We start from the raw sequence: 18,564 nt of genomic DNA, 5'->3' as shown, positions 1-18,564 counted from the left end.
CAGTCACAGGCAAAATGTTGTTAGCACACCCGGTTTTGCCACCAAATCCACGCCCAGCGATATCAGATACTTACCAGCTCACGTTCTCTGCGTGTTCCGCTGGCACTGTTCAACTTGGGTCTCAACAGACATAAGGCGCTAAAACACATAGCTGGCGATGCGATTGGTGCGGTGAACGGAATGCGAATTGAGCGTCCGATTTCCTACACCGCAAACCGAACGCTGCCATTCCGCAATCCACCCAACTTGGCCAGAAACTATCTTCCGTGAAAGGTAGGGGCCTTTTGAAGCGCGCGTCCCCCCTCCCGCTGGCGGGAGGGGAGCATCAAGCAATCCTCAAGCCGCGGCGCGGCGTTCTTTCAGTTCTTCATTCAACATTTCGGCCAGCAGGAAGGCCAGCTCCAGGCTCTGCGCCGCGTTCAAACGCGGGTCGCAATGGGTGTGGTAGCGATCCGCCAGCCCTTCGTCGGTGATGGCGATGGCGCCGCCGGTGCATTCGGTGACGTTCTGGCCGGTCATTTCGGCGTGGATGCCGCCGCCGAAGCTGCCCTCGGCGCGGTGGACGGCGAAGAAGCCGCGGACTTCGGCCAGGATGCGCTCGAAGGGGCGCGTCTTGTAGCCATTGGCCGCCTTGACGACATTGCCATGCATCGGGTCACAGGACCAGACCACCGGATGGCCTTCGCGCATCACCGCGCGGACCAGCTTGGGCAGGCCCGCCTCGATCTTGTCATGGCCATAGCGGGTGATGAGCGTGATCCGCCCCGCTTCCCGCCCTGGGTTCACCACGTCGAGCAAGCGGATGAGCGCGTCCGGCTCCAGGCTGGGGCCGCACTTCATGCCGATGGGATTGCCGATGCCGCGCAGATATTCGATGTGGGCCGACCCTTCGAAACGGGTGCGGTCGCCGATCCACAGCATGTGGGCGGACGTGTCATACCAGTCGCCGGTCAGGCTGTCCTGCCGGGTCAAGGCCTGTTCGAACGGCAACAGCAGCGCTTCATGGCTGGTGTAGAAGCTGGTTCCGCCAAGCTGCGGCACGGTTTCCGCCGACAGGCCGCAGGCGCGCATGAAATCGAGTGCCTGGCCGATCTGGTCGGCCATCTGCTCGAACTTCGCGGCCCACGGACTACGGCCCATGAAATCGAGCATCCAGCCATGGACGCGATCCAGGCTGGCATAGCCGCCGGTCGAGAAGGCGCGCAGCAGGTTGAGCGTGGCCGCCGACTGGTTATAGGCCTGCACCATCCGCTGCGGGTCCGGCTCGCGCCCTTGTGCGGTGAAGGCGATGTCGTTGACATTGTCGCCGCGATAGCTGGGCAGCTCGACCCCGCCGATCGTTTCGGTATCGGCCGAGCGGGGCTTGGCGAACTGGCCTGCCATGCGGCCAACCTTCACCACCGGCAGTTTCGAGGCGAAGGTCAGCACCACCGCCATCTGGAGCAGCACGCGGAACGTGTCGCGGATATTGTTCGGGTGGAACTCGGCAAAGCTTTCGGCGCAATCGCCGCCCTGCAACAGGAAGGCTTCGCCGGCCGCGACCCTGGCCAGGTCCGTTTTCAGGTTGCGCGCCTCGCCTGCAAAGACGAGCGGCGGAAACTGGCCAAGCTGGGCCTCCACGGCGGCGAGCGCCTGCGTGTCCCTGTAAGTGGGCATCTGAATGCCCTTATGCGCGCGCCAGCTATCCGGCGTCCATTTCGCCGCCACGACGAGTCTCCCAAAATGAACCAAAAAAACAGGGGCCGCACCTACGCCGCCGCGCCGTTCAAGGCAAGTTTATAGCAGTCTTGCAGCGCCCATGCGCAATGATCCTTTCGATCAGACTGATCGAGCGGCTATTTCTGGCATGGATAGCGGTCGTTGAGCGCCACGCTGACCAGCACGGAGGCGGGGCCGCGCCGCTGGTCGGGCCAGCGTTCGAGATAGGCGACGACCGTGCGGCGGGCGTCGTCGGCGCTCATCTTGTCCGGCCAGCAGATCGGGCGACCCCGACCGATGAAGCTGTCCTTGCGAATGCCGTCGACCACGCCGACGATATAGGCGGTGCAGGCCAGCGCATATTCGGGCGCCTTGTTGCGGCATTTGGCGAGCAGCGATGTGCCGCTTTCGAACATGAAGGCTTGGGCCGCGACCGGGGTGGGAGAGGTGGCCGCCATAGCGAGAGCGAGGAGGAGCAGGCGTATCATTCTAATCCCTCACGGAAAGTGGCAAGCCTAGATCACACCCCTCCGTTCGTGTCGAGCGAAGTCGAGACACGCCTGCGCTGCGCTAGTTGCTTCTCGACTTCGCTCGAAGCGAACGGGGAATTTCAATCCTTTCGTTTCGCCGTGAAGGCGAAGGTCAGCGCCACCTGCGGGGCCAGGCCGCCGCTGCTCTCGCCATTGCCGACGCCAAAGGCGGCGCGGGCAATGGTGGCGGTGCCGGTGACCTTGCGGGTCGCGCCGTCGCCCGACAGGGTGAAGCGGATCGTCTGGGGCTTGGCGACGCCTTTGAGGCTGAGCGTGCCGGTGGCGCGATAGGCGTTCGCGCCCCTTTTCTCCGCGCCCTTCGCGGTGAAGGTTGCGGTCGGGTGGCTGGCGACGGCGAAAAATTCGTCGCCCGGCAGCATCCCGTCCTGATAGGCATCGCCGACGCTGGCGCTGGCCATGTCGATCGTCACCTTGATGTCGGCGGTTTCGGGATGGTCCGGGTCCATGCCGATCGCGGCGGTCCATTTGGCAAAGCTGCCGCTGATCGTCTGGCCATCATTGCCGACGGAAAAGCCGATTTTGCCGCCGGGTTGCACGGTCCAGGCGGGGGGCGGGCCGACGGGTTCTTCCGGCGCGGCTTCGGTGGCGTTGGCGGCGGCGTTGTCTGGTGCGGCCCCCACGAGGTTGGCGGGTTCGGCGATATTTTGCGGGGTTTCGGGCGCTTCGACCGCAGCGCTGGCCTTTGGCGCGGGGGCGGGCAGGATCGCTTTGCCGACGACCAGACCCAGCAGGATCAGCGCGGGGAGCGCGATCAGCAGCGCGGTCGAGCGGCCCGGTATCATCCGCCAGATCAGCCCGTCGCGCATCAGAAAATGATGGCGCAGCGCGCCCGCGACATGGAGCAGGAACAGCGCGATGCCGAGCCAGGCGATCAGGCCATGGCCGCCCTCCGCCAGCTCATGCGCGCTGGCGGGCAGCGGTAGATGGGGCAGGGGCAGGACGCCGAACAGCAGGGTCGGCACCTTGACCTTGGCGGTCGACACCAGCGCCCAGCCGGTCAGCGGCGCGCCCAGCATGAAGGCGTAGAGTCCGACATGCACGCCCGACGCCAGCGCGCCCTGCCAGCCGCCCTCCAGTTTGGCCGGGCGTGGCTTCCAGTAGCGCACCACGATCCGCAGCAGGGTCAGCAGCAATATCGTGATGCCGACCGACTTGTGCCACTGGTAGAGCGCAAAGCCGCGCGCGCCCAGATCCTCCAGCGCCCAGCCGACGCTGATCTGGAAGGCGAGCAGGGCGGCGATCGCCCAGTGCAGGATGATGGCGACAAGGCTGTAGCGTTGCATGAAAACCCCGGCAGGATGGACTTGGCGCGGAAGCTATGCCGCGCGCGGGGCGAAGTCCATCGCCCTGCCGGGAAACGCAGCGTTGCCTATGGCTTGAGGGTGATCGCTTCGGCGTCCGCGTCGGGCAGGGACGCGCCCATCACCTTGGCCAGCGTGGGCGCGATCGCGCGCATGTCGATCAGGCCCAGATCCTTGTTCCGTGCGATGCCCTTGCCCATGACCATGAAGGTCGCGCGCAGATTGGCGGGGCCGGGGAAATAGCCATGCATCCCCTTGACCGGACTGCGCGCGACCACCGGCGCGGTGGACCCGCGATAGACGTCGGTGACGTAGCCGGGGGCGAGGTTGATATAATAGGTCGCCTGCGGATTGCCGCCCATCGCGGCGATCTGCGCCTTGTCAGCGACCTGTATGATGCCGTTGGCCGGATTGGCGGCGAGCGTGTCGAGCAGCGCCTTCACCCGCACCGCCAGCGCCCCGTCGTCAGGCCGGGCCAGCATGATCGCGGCCGATCCGCCCGATATCCAGGGCATGGCCAGCCAAGAGGCGACCTTGCCATCCTTGTCCAGCGTGATCAGGCCCGCGTCGATGAAGGGGCGGTAGAGGTTGATCGCTGTTTGGGTCGCTTCGAAGCCATGGTCGCTGACCAGCGCGATGACGGCGTCGGGATGCGCCTGCATTTCCGCGGCCACCAGATCGCCGACGATCGCGTCGATCTTTTCCAGCACCGCTTTGGCGGCTTGGGTGTCCGGTCCCATGGCATGTTGCTCATGGTCGAGCGCGGTGAGGTAAACGGTCAGGAATTGCGGCTTGTGCGCGGCGATCAGGGCGGTGGCGAAGCGGCCGCGCAGCTGGTCGCCGGGCAGGCTTTCGTCGATCCCCATGGCGTAGGGCGCCCCGACTTTCGCCTCCAGTTCGGCTTTCAGGCCCGGCGTTGCCAGCGCGTCCAGTAGCTTGGCGTCGTCGGCGTGACCGGTGCGCCAGATTTGCGGCAGGTTCCACGTCACGCCCTTCGCCGCGACGCTGACCGGCCAGTGGATATTGCCGGTGGACAGGCCCGCCCTGGTCGCGGCCTCCCACAGGGTCGGCACCTTGATGTCCTGTGCATACCAGTACCAGCCGCCCTGGTTGATGCCGGTGGGATCGAAACTGTTATTGGCGACGATGCCATGCCTGGCCGGGGTGGTGCCGGTCATCAGCGTCGTGTGGCTGGGATAGGTCAGTGTCGGCAACACGCCCGTGACGCCCGATGCGTGCGCGCCCTGCGTCACGAAGCGGCGCAGATTGGGGAGGGAAAGGCCGCGCTTGTCGGCATCCAGCACGTCGCCGGGGCGCAGCCCGTCGATCGAGATGAGGAGGACGGGGTCCGCCAGCGCCGCTTGCGGGATGCAGGCGGCGAGGGCGGTGGCGAGGAGCTCGGTCTTTTTCATGGGGATTGCTGTCCTTCTTGAGCCCCTCCCCTTGAGGGGAGGGGTTGGGGTGGGGCGTGCCTTCACTGGCTGCGCCCGAATGATAGCCCCCACCCCCGGCCCCTCCCCTGAAGGGGAGGGGAGATACAGTGTTTAGAACCCGGCCTTCAGCGTGGCGAAGAACTGTTGCGGGGCGCCGACCAGCAGGGTCTGGGCGTCGCCGCTATTGCCAAAGCCGCCCGAACCGATGGTGCCGACATAGCGTTTGTCGAACAGGTTGGTGGCGTTGAGCTGCACCTCCAGCTTGTCGGTGAAGCGATAGCCGAGCGAGGCGTCCACGATCAGGCGGCCGGGGACCGACGCATCGTTGGTGTAGCTATAGTAGCGACGCGACATATAGTTGAGGCCGACGCGGAAGAAGCGCTGGCCATCGTCATAGTTGAACTCGCCGCGTGCCATATGTTTGGGGCTGTCCACCACGGTCTTGTCCTTGATCGCGGCGACCAGCACGCCGTTGCCGTTCACCACATCGTCGCGATAGGTCGCGTCGGTGTAGCTGTAGCTGGCATAAAGGCCAAAGCCGCCGCCCAGCTTCAGGTCGCCCGCCGCCTCGACGCCGATGGCGCGGACGCCGCCGACATTCTGGAGTGCCGACGGGTTGCCCTGGATCGCCGATCCGACCTGTACCGCGAGCAGGCGGTTGCGGAAGTTGACGAGATAGGCGCCCAGCGTGCCGTTGAAGATGGGCGTATTGTAGCGCAGGCCCAGTTCATAGGTGTCGGACTGTTCGGGTTTCAGATCATCCTTGATCGCATCGAACCCGGCCTGGTTGGTCGAGAAGGGGCCGGTCGTGGTGGCGCTGGCAAAGGCGCGGGTCGACTGGCTGAAGCCGCCAAAGACTTCCGCTTCTGGGCTGACTTTCACGACGAAACCGGCGGTGGGCTGGAACCAGTCCTGCGCCTTGATCTTGCCCTGCGGGAAGCTGGCCTGCATGACGGCCTCTGCCTTGTTGGTGACCGAAAAGCCCTTCCACCCCAGGTTGATCGTCACTAGCCCCAAATCGATCTTGTCCTGCACATGATATTGGAACGTGTCGGTGGTGAAGTCGAATTCCCACTGGGTGGCGAAGGGGTTCTTCGGATAGTCGCGGAACGACAGGCCGGGTTCCGTGCGGCTGGCAAAGGCGTAGAAGCGGCGGGCCTGGTTGAACTTGTTATTTTCATACCATGCGCCGAGGTTCAGGGTCTGGCGACCGATCGTGAAATCGACGCTGCCGAAGCCGCCGATCCGGTCCATTTCATATTCGGTGGTGCGCACCGACATGGGAACGCCATTGGGGCTGGGGACATAGGGGGTCGCCCACAGGCCCATGCCGCTATTATTGTGATAATAGCCTTTGAGGTTCAGCTTGGCCTGTTCGCCCAGCGGGGTGGTGAAGCCGATCGCGCCCAGCCAGTCCTTGCGCAGGCCCGATGCGTCATAATAGGCGTCGTCGGCGCTGGTGACATTGCCGGGGTAGGTCTGGCCGGTGGCGACGCTCGCGCCGCTATAGTCGAAACGGCCATCGGGGAAGGGCGATCCACCGCTGTTGCTGATCCGGTCCACGTCATTCAGGCGGGCGGCATAGTCGATCGCACGGGTATAGTCGGGATAGGTGTTGTCCCAATCCCAGCCGAGCCGATTGATCATGCCCATCGACATGTCCTGATAATCCTGTTCACGGCGGTCCGAATAGCTCAGCCAGCCGTCAATCTGGGCCTCGCCTACGGGCACGATCACCTTGGCATTGCCCATATGCTGGTCCTGCGTGCCCTGGCCTTTATATTTGTCGGTCGATCCATAGCCGTAGGAGACATAGCCGCGCACGCCATCCTTGGTCCCCAGATTGAGGCGGGCGAAGGCGCGGATCGTTTCGTTGCTGCCATAGGTCAGGCCGCCCTGCGCGCCCAGTTCGCCGGTCGGGTCGGCCGAGAAGGTCTCGACCGTGCCGCCCAGATTGCCGGTCGCCTGCGTACCGAGCGAACCGGCACCCTGCGACACGCGCACGCTGCCGATATTTTCGCTGCTGATGGCGCGGGTGATGTGCAGGCCATTATGGTTGCCATAGCTCATGTCGCCCAGCGGGATGCCGTCGAAGGTGAAGCCCAGCTGGTTCTGGTTGAAGCTGCGGATGGTAACGCGCTGCGACCATTCATAATTGCCGAACGGGTCGGCCGACTGGAAATTGACGCTGGGCAGCTTTTCGATGGCTTTGAGCGGATTGGTGCCGGGCGTCAGCACGACAATCTCACGCGCCTGTATTTCCTGCACCTGGCGGGTCTCGCCGCGACCAAAGACGATGATCGTCGCATCGTCCGGCGCTGCCTCTGCGGCGGGCGTGACGGGCGCAGCTGTCTGGGCGAAGGCGGGCGTGGCGGCCAGCATGGTGGAGGCGAGCAGCAGGGCAGTGGCAGGACGCATGAAATTTCCCCTTGGATGACCGTGATCGGCTTGGTCCGGGGCCGTAGGCGCGTGATGTTGCACTGCAATGTTAGGAGCTTGACGGATTGGCGTCGTCTGCGTGACAGTCTTGTGATGCGCGCGCATCTTGCGCCAGATTGTGTCATAAAGGTCGCAGTCGCGCCATTTTCGCGGGCGCGATTGCATCACTCGTCAGCATGGCTATGGCATTGCCATCCCTATCTTATTGGAAAGCAGGACATGGCCAAACCCGAATCCTGGCGTTTCAGTCCCGAAGCCTATCGCTTCGTTACCAGCATCGACACCCGCTTTCAGGATCTCGATACGATGGGCCACATCAATAATGTGGCGATTTCCGGTATCTTCGAGACCGCGCGTATCCGTTTCCACCATCATATGGGCCGCCATCCGCAGGAACAGGGCGTGCGCTGGCTGGTGGCGAATGTGAACCTCAATTTCATCGAGGAATCGCACTTCCCCTATCCGTTCGACGTCCATTGCGCGATCGGCCATATCGGCCGCACCAGCTGGACGATCAGCTCGGCCGGGTTCCAGAAGGGCGTCTGCGTCGCCACCTGCGACACCACCGTCGTCACCCATGGCGCCGAAGGCCGCCGCGAGATTGACGAGACGCTGCGCGAGGCGATGGAACTGAATTTCATTCGTCAGCCGGGGTGATTGGGGACATAGTGAAAGGTCATTTCACTTCGTCATGCTGAATTTATTTAGCTGCGCTGGCCTTCGGCTCAGCATCCATTTCTCTTCATGAACCACCGCTTGATCCGGCGAAATGGACCCTGAAACAAGTTCAGGGTGACGAGTGAGGTGAGTCAGCTCCCTAGGCGACTTACCCGCCTTAAAGGGTGGGCGTGTCCAGGTCATGATCCTCAACTTCGGGATCACCCAAACCCGTGCATCCGTCGGGACCATTGGAAGGCGATGACCGCGCCCTTGACCGGCTGGATCATCGCGACCGCCAGCAGCAGCGCCAGGCTCGGCCAGATCGCCGCCTGCCAGCCCAGCGGAATGTCGAGTGCGCTGTTCACCTCTATCATCAGCGGCACGAGTATGTGTCCGAGCAGCAGGATGACGATGTAGGACGGGAAATCGTCGGCCTGATGCGCGTCCCAGCGCTGGCCGCAATGGGCGCAGGCGGTTGTCGGCTTGAGGAAGCGGGCGAACATCCGTCCCTCGCCACAGGCCGGGCAGCGCCCGCGCAGTGCCAGGCCGATGGCGGCGCCAAGCGGACGATCGGGGGCGGCTTTGGGGGTCTGGTCGGGCATAGGCGCTGAGGTAGGGGCTGCGACCATGCGGCGCAACATAGCATATTCCCACTGGTGGATTGATTTTGCCATTTGCATCCCCTGGACGCCGGGATGGGTCTGCAAATGGCAAAATCGTAAAATCCACCAGAATCAATAATTTCTAGTGGCCCTGGAAGATTCTGACATTCGAGCGCAACTTGGCCTCAAAAGGTGTCGAATGTCAGAATCGGGCCACTAGTTACCCTTTCGCCCGCGCAAAAGCCTGTTAATAAGCCGCCATGCGTCTCCCCGGTCCGTCCGAAGTCTTTGCCCTGTTCGACGATGCGCGCGTGCGTGGCGCTGCTCCGGCGCGGCTCTATCGCGATCCGGTGGGTATCATCGCGGCGCATAGCATGGACGAGGTCCAGCCCGCGCTCGACCTGTTGGCCGACGCGCGCGAGAGCGGGCTGCATGTCGCAGGCTACATGGCCTATGAGGCCGGCCTTGCGCTGGAGGAGCGGCTCGCGCCGATCGCCCGCCGTCGTCAGGCCGACAGTAGCGCCGGGCCGCTGCTGTGGTTCGGCCTGTTTGAAGGGGTGCGGCTGATCGCGCCGGGGACGCTGCCTGACCTGCTGCCCGATCCGGCCGGGGCCAGCGTGACGCCACCCCGCCCGCTGATCGACGAGGCCGAGTATCGCGCGGCGTTCGACGCGGTGCAGGACTATATCCGCGCGGGGGACATTTATCAGGCGAACCTGACCTTCCCCTGCGAAACGAGCGTCATCGGCGATCCGATGGCGCTCTATGCCGCGATCCGCCCCCGCGCGGCGGCGGGCTATGGCGGGGTGATCCGCACCGGCGGACAGGCGTTGCTGTCCTTTTCGCCCGAACTCTTCTTCACGCTGGTGCGCGGCCAGCTGACCGCACGGCCGATGAAGGGTACGGCGACCCGCCATGCCGATGCTGAACAGGACGCGGCGCTGGCCCAATGGCTGCAAAGCGACGCCAAGCAGCGCGCGGAAAATCTGATGATCGTCGATCTGCTGCGCAACGACCTGTCGCGCGTGTCGCGCGCGGGCAGCGTGACCGTGCCGGACCTGTTCAAGGTGGAGACCTATCCCACCGTCCACCAGCTGGTGTCGACCGTGCGCGCGCGCATCCTGCCCGGCCTGTCGCCGGTCGATGTGCTGCGGGTGCTGTTCCCCTGCGGTTCGATCACCGGCGCGCCCAAGGTGCGGGCGATGGAGATACTCGACGCGCTCGAACCCCATGCGCGTGGCGTCTATACCGGCTCCATGGGCTGGATCGACCCGGATGGCGACGCCGCGTTCAACGTCGCGATCCGCACGCTGACCATCGATGAAGGCGCGGGCGTCGGACGTCTGGGGCTTGGCTCTGGTCTGGTAGTGGATTCAGAGGCCGGTTCGGAATGGGCGGAATGTCTGGCCAAGGGGCGGTTTCTTGCTGGCGCTTGACATAGTTGCCGCCAACGGCTTGGAATAGTGGGAATGTCACTGGCCGATGGACGCTATGATCTGCTCGAAACCATGGCCTTCGATCCGCTCGAAGGCATCAGGTTGCTGGAGCTGCACCTGACAAGGTTGAAGGCGAGCGCCGACGCGCTCGGCTTTGCCTTCGATCGTCATGGCGTGCGCAACGAATTGCAGGCCGCGACCTTCCGCCTGCGCGACCATAGCCGGGTGCGGCTGATGGTGTCGCGCGGCGGCGCGGTGGCGATCGAGGTGCGCGACCGGATCGCCTGGCCCGCCGCGATCGTCCCGGTCAAGGTGGTGCCGCGCCATGCGCCTGCCGACGACCTGCGGCTGCTGCACAAGACCACCGACCGGTCGCTCTATCGCGATGCGCTGGCGCGCGGCGGCACCTATGAAGTCGCGTTGATCGACGCGCAGGGCTATCTGACCGAGGGCTGCTATTCCTCGATCTTCGTCGAGCGCGGCGACAAATTGCTCACCCCGCCACTGTCGCGCGGCCTGTTGCCCGGCATCTTGCGCCAGAGCCTGATCGACATGGGGGAGGCGGTCGAGGCCGACCTGCGCCCGCATGATCTGGACAATGGCTTCTTCATCGGCAACGCCGCGCGCGGCATGGTTGCCGCGACGCGGGCGCATTAGCCACATCTTTCTGCCGTAAAGCCACGACGCGCCAACTGGCGGTTGCCCCTGCGTCCGTTGCGCACTAAGGGGCGTCGCGTCCGCTTTACAGGCGGACAAGGGGATTTAGTCATTTGCTGTCGCGATTTCCGAGTCAGCGGGCGGTGCCGCCCGCTTTGAAATCGCTTTGGAGAAAGATAATTACCATGAGCCAGACTTCCGCCGCCCTTGGTCGTATCCAGCCTTCCGCCACGCTCGCCATGAGCGCGCGGGTGAATGCGCTCAAGGCGCAGGGCGTGGACGTGATTGGCCTGTCGGCGGGGGAGCCGGACTTCGACACGCCCGATTTCGTCAAGGAAGCGGGCATTGCCGCCATCCGCAACAACCTGACCCGCTATACCGACGTGGACGGCACCGCCGACGTCAAGGAAGCGGTGATGTTCAAATTCCAGCGCGACAATGGCCTGGCCTACAAGCGCAGCCAGATCACGGTGAATTCCGGTGGCAAGCACACCTTGTTCAATGCGCTGGTCGCGACCGTGGATGTGGGCGATGAGGTCATCATCCCTGCGCCTTACTGGGTCAGCTATCCCGACATCGTGAACTTTGCCGGCGGCACCCCGGTGTTCATCGAAGGTCCGGCGAGCCAGGGCTACAAGATCACCGCCGCCCAGCTGGACGCCGCGATCACACCGCGCACCAAATGGGTGATGCTGAACTCGCCGTCCAACCCCAGTGGCGCGGCCTATTCGGCGGCGGAACTGAAGGAACTGGCGGACGTGCTCCTGCGCCATCCCCATGTCCTCATCATGACCGACGATATGTATGAGCATGTCTGGTATGCGACGACGCCCTTCGCCACCATCGCGCAGGTCTGCCCGGAACTCTATGACCGCACGCTGACGGTCAATGGCTGCTCCAAGGCTTTCTCCATGACCGGCTGGCGCATCGGTTTTGCCGGTGGTCCCGAATGGATCATCAAGGCGATGGGCAAGCTGCAATCGCAGTCGACCAGCAACCCCTGCTCGATCAGCCAGGCCGCCGCGGTCGCCGCGCTCACCGGGCCGCAGGATTTTCTGGAGGACCGCAACGCCGCCTTCAAGAAGCGCCGCGACATGGTCGTCGCGATGCTCAATGACGCGCCGGGTCTCGATTGCCCGACGCCCGAAGGCGCTTTCTACGTCTATCCCGACGCCAGCGGCGTGATCGGCAAGGTGACGCCCAAGGGGGTGACGATCGACAGCGACGAAACGCTGATCGGCTATTTCCTGGACGAAGCCAAGGTCGCCGCCGTCCATGGCGCGGCCTTCGGCCTCTCCCCCGCCTTCCGCATCAGCTATGCGACGTCGGAAGAGGTGCTGAAAAAGGCCTGCACCCGCATCCAGGAAGCCTGCGCCGCGCTGAAATAACAGTCCTCCCCAAGCGTGCTTGGGGAGGGGGACCGCTGGCGAAGCCAGTGGTGGAGGGGCGGGGCGTTCAGACGCCAACGCCCCCATTCCCACACAAACAGAAACGGTCCTTTTCCACCCGCGCCGTCTTGCAGACAGCGCGGGAGGCTCTATATCCACGTTGCATAGTGAAACTGATTTAAGGCGACGCCCCGTTCGTCGTTCTGTCCCTTGTTCTGGTCGAAAGCCGCACCTGTGCGGCGCGATATTCAGCAAGGGGCAAGGCAGCGGGGTGTAACCGATCGGCCTGAACCGCCGAAACCAAAGAATAAGAAAGGCACAGGCCATGATGGCATTTTTGAAATCCGAATTGTTCCTGCGCTTTCTGGGCGGGTTTGCGATCGGTGCCGTCGGCATGGTACTGCTCCAGCCCGATGAACAGCCGATCCTCAGCTCCCCGGCGATTGCCGCGACCAGCACCAATCATGCGGCGCTCTGACGGCATCAGCCTCGCCATTCTCGCGGCGCTCGCCGTCGCGTCCCCTGCGCGCGCCGAGCGCCCGGTCCTGGCCCCTGTCGCCGCCATCGATGCCGCGCCCACCCGCAAGCTGGAAACCGCTGTGTTCGCGGGCGGCTGCTATTGGGGCGTGGAGGGCGTCTTTTCCCATGTGAAGGGCGTTCATCTGGTCAAGTCCGGCTTTGCCGGTGGCCCGGCCAACCGCCGCGTCGATTATGAGATGGTCAGCGGCGGCGACACCGGCTTTGCCGAAGCCGTCCGCGTCACCTACGACCCCAAACAGGTCAGCTACGCCACGCTGCTGCGTATCTTCTTCTCGGTCATCGCCGATCCCACGACGCTCAACTATCAGGGACCAGACCATGGCACCCAATATCGCAGCGCGCTCTTCCCGCTGAACGCCGAGCAGGGCAAGGCAGCGACCGCCTATCTGGCGCAGCTCAGCAAGGCAGGCCTGTGGCGCGACCCGGTGGTGACCAAGGTGGAACGCTTCACCGGCTTCCAGGACGCTGACGCCTATCATCAGGACTTCATGCGCAAGAACCCGCGCCATCCCTACATCATGCGCTGGGACGCACCCAAGCTGGCGGCGTTCAAGGCGATGTTTCCGGCGCTGTATCAGGACAAGCCGTCGGCTTGAGGCGGTTGCGTGGTGAGGGCTGGTGGGGGAACGTCGGGTCTGGCACAGAATATGAGAATAGCTGCCGTTCGCGCGGCGTCGCCTCCCGCCAACAAAGGCGACATTCTCGGCACCAAGATCGCACCTTGAAAGCTGGCACTGGTTCAGTTTGGGGATTTGGTAAGGTGTCGTCATCATCCCCGCATCGTATGGGATAGCATAGAGAATCTCGAAACGGATCTGTGGATTAACGCCGCTAATCGGACTCACTTATTGGCGAGGGCGTTAGCAATCTCGTGCGCCATTCGGGTGCGGACAATCCGACCGTAGTTCTTCAACTGCCCGCTGATGGGTCTCCCAAGCGGCCCGAATGTTTCGATAGCGCGCTTTGCGTACGTCCAAAACGTCCATGTGTCGTAGCTGGCGGTAGGGTCGAATTCCTCGACTCGTCCGTACCGTTGCATAAATTTGGGGGCGTCAAATTGGCTCTCGATATATGCTTGATCCTTGCCAGAATATCGCCGCACTAACGCACGCGCCTCGGCACGTATCGACCGTGTTACTTTCCTATACAACCGCGATAGCGTTGCATCGCGTAGGTATGCTGCACGTCCGTCGTATCGAAAACCGAGGTATTCGAGGCCGTTTCGGCCTTGCTCGCCGTGCAGCCTCTCGAACGCCTGTCCGCCGGGGGCGGGGGAGTATTTCAGCACAGACGTTTTCTTCGATTTGATAACGATCTGCGGTCCGTGCTTTTGAATCTCCGCCATAGCGAAGTCACGCGCGGCTAACGCTTCCGTTTCGCCGCCGGGAATGACAATGATAATATCGTCGGAGTAACGAAAAAATGCCCCGTCGATCGCATCGACGTACGCTTTCAACGCGCTGTCGAAGTCGATTAGGTACAGGTTCGCGAGCATATCAGAGATTGGCGAACCCTGTGGGATGCCGAAATGATTTTTGTTCGTTTCGATCAAGCTCGCGACCGCCCCGCCTTTGCCGCAAATCTTCTCGCGAAAATCGGCATTAGTACATAGCTGTCGCGGCATGTCCTTGAAGCCCGTCTTGTAAACGGGAATTCTACTCGAACCTTTTGCTTGCCATGTGAGATAGCCGAGCCGCTCGTAGGCCGCGTCCCGATCGACGATCGCATATCGTGTAATAGCGCGGAAAACTGCCGCATGATCGAGCGGCAATTCTGCCACCCCCAGCAATCCGCACCATTTCTGCCGCAGCAATTCGTGGTCGATACTCTCGAAAAACTTGCTGATATCGAGCGTCACAACTGCCGCGTTGCCGTAGCCACGTATGACGTTGAAGGCGTCAAGAGCGAAGTCGATGTTGGACTTCCCTTTGCCCTCCGACGTTGTCAGCTTGCGATACGCTATTACGTTGTCGCCAAGGCCCCGTGCCGCCAAGGCTGCTTCGTAAGGCTCGCGAAGAATGTGCCGATAGTAGGAATAGATATAAGCGTCGCGTCGGCTTGCGAATCGCAGTTCCCGCACCTTCTTGTCGGGCTTGCCGCCTTGTTTGTCGCGGAACGGTTGCCACTTTTCTTCAAACCGCATGAACGGATAGAAGCTGTTGCGTGCAACCGCATCGGGATCACATACCAGCTTTTCGATATCTTTTGGCCGTATAGGCTTATCGAAGTGCGGGTAATGCTTAAGTGTCGGAATCCAATCGACCACGCCCGCTCCACGAGAGGGGGGAAGAGCAATCCGCGTCCCATGCGGATCTTTCCTTTCGGAAGCGCTCTTCCCCCAGCACAGGTGTCTGTCGAGCGCCAAAACACTCTAATGGGACTTTGTTCGAACATAATCGTGTATAATGTCGGTATGATTGCCGCGACTTTCGTCATGGCCAATCTTCCAACCATCTTCTTAAGTGAGGCTACTATGAACCGCACCATCTCGAAAATAATTGTTGACGTTATAAACAACCTACTCCCGCACTTTCGATTGGGATACCAGTAATATAGCACCGCACAGATCTAACGTAAACGCCGCCGTAACAATTTTCGCACATTGTCATTTATGCGCCACAGATTGGATAACGTAAGGCAGAATTCCAGGGACGCAATCCCCAATTACTCCAAAGGACCAGCTGGGTCCCGGCCAGGACGACGAGACGGTAAAATATGATGCAAGGTGAAGCCTTAGCGCGCGATTGCGGGTAAGTCAGGAATATCAAATGGGTGGCAGCTTCATGCCTACCAACTTCCGAGTCCAACATTCCGGTCCGTCCAACATCTCAGCCGTTCCCGCACGCGGGGCGACCGCGACCAACGAAAGGCGGCTTTCGCGATCATCGGTCGGCAAGTCCAATGACCGACGATGGCGCAAAGCGGTAATGCCCCGCCATCGAGCCACGCTCTAGCCCACGCCTGTCCTACAACCCCATACCTCTGATAAAGTCGCCTTGGCTCTTTCAACCGTCCATTCACGCGCCAGCCTCGCGCACAACAAAATTACAAATGTAGGAAATCATATGTCCGATTTACCGGGAAATATGCGAAGTTAAGCCCTGCATTTCCTATTTCCGGCCGCCCGGATCAGCGCCAGCCACAATGAAAAAGGGCGGCGCCTCGCGGCACCGCCCTCTATCTTTCAACCCGGAAGCCCGCGCTTATTTCGGGGCCAGCACCATCAGCATCTGGCGGCCTTCCATGCGGGGATAGGCTTCGACCTTGGCGACTTCGGCGACATTTTCCGCGACGCGCTGGAGTAGGGCCATGCCGAGCTGCTGGTGGCTGAGTTCGCGGCCACGGAAGCGCAGGGTGATCTTCACCTTGTCGCCGTCACCGATGAAGTCATGCACCTTCTTCATCTTCGTATCATAGTCATGATCGTCGATGTTCGGACGCATCTTGATCTCTTTGAGTTCCTGCGTCTTTTGCGTCTTGCGGGCGATATTCGCCTTTTTCTGGGCTTCGTACTTATACTTGCCGATGTCCAGAAACTTGCAGACCGGCGGGTCCGCGGTGGGCGATACTTCGACCAGGTCCAGGCCGACATCGGCCGCCTGTTCGATCGCTTCCTGCGTAAACATCACACCCAGATTCTCGCCTTCCCCGTCAATCACGCGGACTTTGGGGACCGTGATGAATTCATTGTAGCGAGGGCCGGATTTCGGCGGCGGCGCCAGCGGGCGGCGCATCATTGGGGGACGTATAGCAGTATCTCCTATGGTCGTTGCAAAAACGAGTGGCTCTTAGCGGCTTTTTGGCAAAGCGCAAAGGGGTCCGTGATCCTCAGTCAAGGAATCACGAACCCTGTGGCATTGCTGCCGCTACAGCATATCGGGCGCGAGGGCTTCATTTGCAAGGCGGGAAATCGCCTCGTCGAGCGAAAGGAAGCTCTGGCCGTCGCTGCCCAGCACCCGCAGCGCGACCTTGCCTTCCTCCGCCTCCCGCCGGCCCACGACCAGCAGGTTGGGGACCTTGGCCAGGCTATGTTCGCGCACCTTGTAATTGATCTTCTCGTTGCGCAGGTCCGCTTCGGCGCGGATGCCCGCCGCGCGCAGCTTCGCCAGCACCTCGCCCGCATAGTCATCCGCGTCCGACACGATGGTCGCGACCACGGCCTGCACCGGGGCGAGCCAGGCCGGGAAGCGCCCGGCATAATGTTCGATCAAAATGCCGATAAAGCGTTCATAGCTGCCGAAAATGGCGCGGTGGAGCATGACGGGGCGATGGCGCTCGCCATCTTCGCCGACATAGCTGGCGTCGAGTCGTTCGGGCAGGACGCGGTCCGACTGGATCGTGCCGACCTGCCATGTCCGGCCGATCGCATCGGTCAGGTGCCATTCCAGCTTGGGCGCGTAGAAAGCGCCTTCGCCCGGCAGTTCCTCCCAGCCAAACTCCGGCGTGTTGAGACCCGCGGCGGCGACGGCGGCGCGCAGCTCATTCTCCGCCTTGTCCCACATCTCCTCGCTGCCGAAGCGCTTTTCGGGGCGCAGCGCCAGCTTGATCGAGTAGGTGAAGCCGAAATCCTTGTAGATGCGGTCGGCCAGCGCGCAAAAGGCGCGGACTTCCTCGACAATCTGGTCCTCGCGGCAGAAGATATGCGCGTCATCCTGGGTGAATTGCCGCACCCGCATCAGCCCGTGCAGCGCGCCATGCGGCTCGTTGCGGTGGCAGCAGCCATTTTCGTAGAAGCGCAAGGGCAGGTCGCGATAGCTTTTGATCCCCTGGCGGAAGATCAGCACATGCGCCGGGCAGTTCATGGGCTTCAATGCCATCCAGTCGGCATCGTCCGACACCAGCGGGCCTTCATCGTCCACGTTCGGCACTTCGTCGGGAATGACGAACATATTTTCGCGATATTTGCCCCAATGGCCCGACGTTTCCCACTGGCGCGCGTCCATCACCTGCGGCGTCTTGACCTCGCGATAGCCCGCATCGTCGATCGCGCGGCGCATATAGGCCTCCAGCTGACGCCAGATCAGATAGCCCTTGGGGTGCCAGAATACGCTGCCATGCGCTTCGGCCTGAAGGTGGAACAGGTCCATCTCCGCGCCGAGCTTTCGATGGTCGCGCTTGGCGGCTTCTTCCAGCCGCGTCAGATGTTCGGCCAGCTGCTTCTTGTTGAGCCAGCCGGTGCCGTAGATGCGGGACAGCATCGCGTTATTCTGGTCGCCGCGCCAATAAGCGCCCGACACCCGCGTCAGCTTGAAGGCCGACGGGTCGAGCCGCCCGGTCGAGGCGAGATGCGGACCACGGCACATGTCATACCAGCCGTCACCGCTATGATAGACGGTCAGCTCCTCGCCCTGCGGCAGTTCGGCGGCCCACTGCGCCTTGAACGTCTCGCCCGCCGCCTGCCATTGCGCGATCAGCGTGTCGCGGGCGATGACTTCGCGGCGCAGCGGCTTGTTGGCGGCGATGATCTCGCGCATTTTCGCTTCGATCGCGGGCAAATCTTCGTCGGTGAAGGGGCCGTGTTCGGGGTTGGGCGCGAAATCATAATAGAAGCCGTCGTCGGTGGACGGGCCAAAGGTGATCTGCGTGCCGGGGAACAGGGTCTGCACCGCTTCGGCCAGGATATGCGCGAAGTCATGCCGCGCCAGTTCCAGCGCGTCGGCCTCATCCTTCGCCGTGACCAGCGCCAGCGTCGCGTCCTGCTCCAGCGGGCGGTTGATATCGCGCAGCTCGCCATCGACCCGCGCCGCGATCGCCGCCTTGGCCAGCCCCGGCCCGATCGCCGCTGCAATATCCGCCGGGGTAGTGCCGGGCGCGACTTCGCGCACGTTACCGTCGGGCAGAGTGATTTTGAGCATGGCG

General features: G+C 62.6%; 15 protein-coding genes. 6 read left to right on the top strand and 9 right to left on the bottom strand.

Going from position 1 to position 18,564, the window contains the following annotated elements:
• Positions 1 to 336: 336 nt before the first annotated feature.
• From Q0D44_RS10180 to Q0D44_RS10160, 5 genes are all read right to left on the bottom strand, one after another.
• A complete protein-coding gene (locus Q0D44_RS10180) occupies positions 337 to 1,707 on the bottom strand; it encodes a class II 3-deoxy-7-phosphoheptulonate synthase (RefSeq protein WP_294136164.1) in 1,371 nt (456 codons plus the stop codon).
• A gap of 128 nt (positions 1,708 to 1,835) precedes the next feature.
• The gene (locus tag Q0D44_RS10175) at positions 1,836 to 2,186 is read right to left on the bottom strand and encodes a Rap1a/Tai family immunity protein (RefSeq protein WP_294136161.1); all 351 of its coding nucleotides are present in this window, start codon (positions 2,184 to 2,186) and stop codon (positions 1,836 to 1,838) included.
• 122 nt (positions 2,187 to 2,308) lie between these two features.
• Positions 2,309 to 3,532, bottom strand: a complete 1,224-nt coding sequence (locus Q0D44_RS10170) for a YceI family protein (protein WP_294136159.1) — start codon at positions 3,530 to 3,532, stop codon at positions 2,309 to 2,311.
• Positions 3,533 to 3,618: 86 nt separating this feature from the next.
• Positions 3,619 to 4,962: an ectonucleotide pyrophosphatase/phosphodiesterase gene (locus tag Q0D44_RS10165; RefSeq protein WP_294136157.1), complete on the bottom strand. Its 1,344-nt coding sequence runs from the start codon at positions 4,960 to 4,962 to the stop codon at positions 3,619 to 3,621.
• Between the two features lie 132 nt (positions 4,963 to 5,094).
• A complete protein-coding gene (locus tag Q0D44_RS10160; protein WP_294136155.1) occupies positions 5,095 to 7,401 on the bottom strand; it encodes a TonB-dependent receptor in 2,307 nt (768 codons plus the stop codon).
• Between the two features lie 240 nt (positions 7,402 to 7,641).
• Here Q0D44_RS10160 and Q0D44_RS10155 point away from each other — a divergent pair, with 240 nt between their 5' ends.
• Positions 7,642 to 8,079 (top strand): thioesterase family protein, encoded by a 438-nt coding sequence (locus Q0D44_RS10155; RefSeq protein WP_119749153.1) that lies wholly within the window; start codon positions 7,642 to 7,644, stop codon positions 8,077 to 8,079.
• 221 nt (positions 8,080 to 8,300) lie between these two features.
• Here Q0D44_RS10155 and Q0D44_RS10150 read toward each other — a convergent pair whose 3' ends face one another.
• A complete protein-coding gene (locus Q0D44_RS10150) occupies positions 8,301 to 8,684 on the bottom strand; it encodes a DUF983 domain-containing protein (protein WP_217673592.1) in 384 nt (127 codons plus the stop codon).
• Between the two features lie 260 nt (positions 8,685 to 8,944).
• Here Q0D44_RS10150 and pabB point away from each other — a divergent pair, with 260 nt between their 5' ends.
• The 5 genes from pabB (at position 8,945) to msrA (ending at position 13,301) form a co-directional block, all read left to right on the top strand.
• Positions 8,945 to 10,120, top strand: coding sequence for an aminodeoxychorismate synthase component I (gene pabB / locus Q0D44_RS10145; protein WP_294136152.1), 1,176 nt, complete (start codon positions 8,945 to 8,947; stop codon positions 10,118 to 10,120).
• 33 nt (positions 10,121 to 10,153) lie between these two features.
• On the top strand, positions 10,154 to 10,777 hold the full coding sequence (locus Q0D44_RS10140) for an aminotransferase class IV (RefSeq protein ID WP_294136150.1): 624 nt from the start codon (positions 10,154 to 10,156) through the stop codon (positions 10,775 to 10,777).
• 185 nt (positions 10,778 to 10,962) lie between these two features.
• Positions 10,963 to 12,165 carry a pyridoxal phosphate-dependent aminotransferase gene (locus Q0D44_RS10135; RefSeq protein ID WP_294136149.1) on the top strand — a complete coding sequence of 401 codons (1,203 nt, stop codon included), beginning with the start codon at positions 10,963 to 10,965 and terminating at the stop codon, positions 12,163 to 12,165.
• A 325-nt stretch (positions 12,166 to 12,490) separates the two neighbouring features.
• Complete coding sequence (locus Q0D44_RS10130) at positions 12,491 to 12,643, top strand: hypothetical protein (RefSeq protein ID WP_182914030.1); 153 nt, start codon at positions 12,491 to 12,493, stop codon at positions 12,641 to 12,643.
• The gene (msrA, locus tag Q0D44_RS10125; RefSeq protein ID WP_294136139.1) at positions 12,630 to 13,301 is read left to right on the top strand and encodes a peptide-methionine (S)-S-oxide reductase MsrA; all 672 of its coding nucleotides are present in this window, start codon (positions 12,630 to 12,632) and stop codon (positions 13,299 to 13,301) included. Before Q0D44_RS10130 ends, msrA begins: the two co-directional genes overlap by 14 nt.
• A 245-nt stretch (positions 13,302 to 13,546) precedes the next feature.
• Here the strand turns inward: msrA and Q0D44_RS10120 are convergent, their stop codons facing one another.
• The 3 genes from Q0D44_RS10120 to thrS form a co-directional block, all read right to left on the bottom strand.
• On the bottom strand, positions 13,547 to 14,971 hold the full coding sequence (locus tag Q0D44_RS10120; protein ID WP_294136137.1) for a hypothetical protein: 1,425 nt from the start codon (positions 14,969 to 14,971) through the stop codon (positions 13,547 to 13,549).
• Between the two features lie 937 nt (positions 14,972 to 15,908).
• On the bottom strand, positions 15,909 to 16,442 hold the full coding sequence (infC, locus tag Q0D44_RS10115) for a translation initiation factor IF-3 (RefSeq protein ID WP_006955743.1): 534 nt from the start codon (positions 16,440 to 16,442) through the stop codon (positions 15,909 to 15,911).
• Positions 16,443 to 16,571: 129 nt separating this feature from the next.
• On the bottom strand, positions 16,572 to 18,560 hold the full coding sequence (thrS, locus tag Q0D44_RS10110; protein WP_294136126.1) for a threonine--tRNA ligase: 1,989 nt from the start codon (positions 18,558 to 18,560) through the stop codon (positions 16,572 to 16,574).
• Positions 18,561 to 18,564: the final 4 nt, after the last annotated feature.

This window comes from Sphingobium sp., from assembly GCA_023266575.1.
In the GTDB taxonomy this organism is placed as follows: Bacteria; Pseudomonadota; Alphaproteobacteria; order Sphingomonadales; family Sphingomonadaceae; genus Sphingobium.
This window is presented reverse-complemented; position numbering and strand designations above follow the sequence as displayed.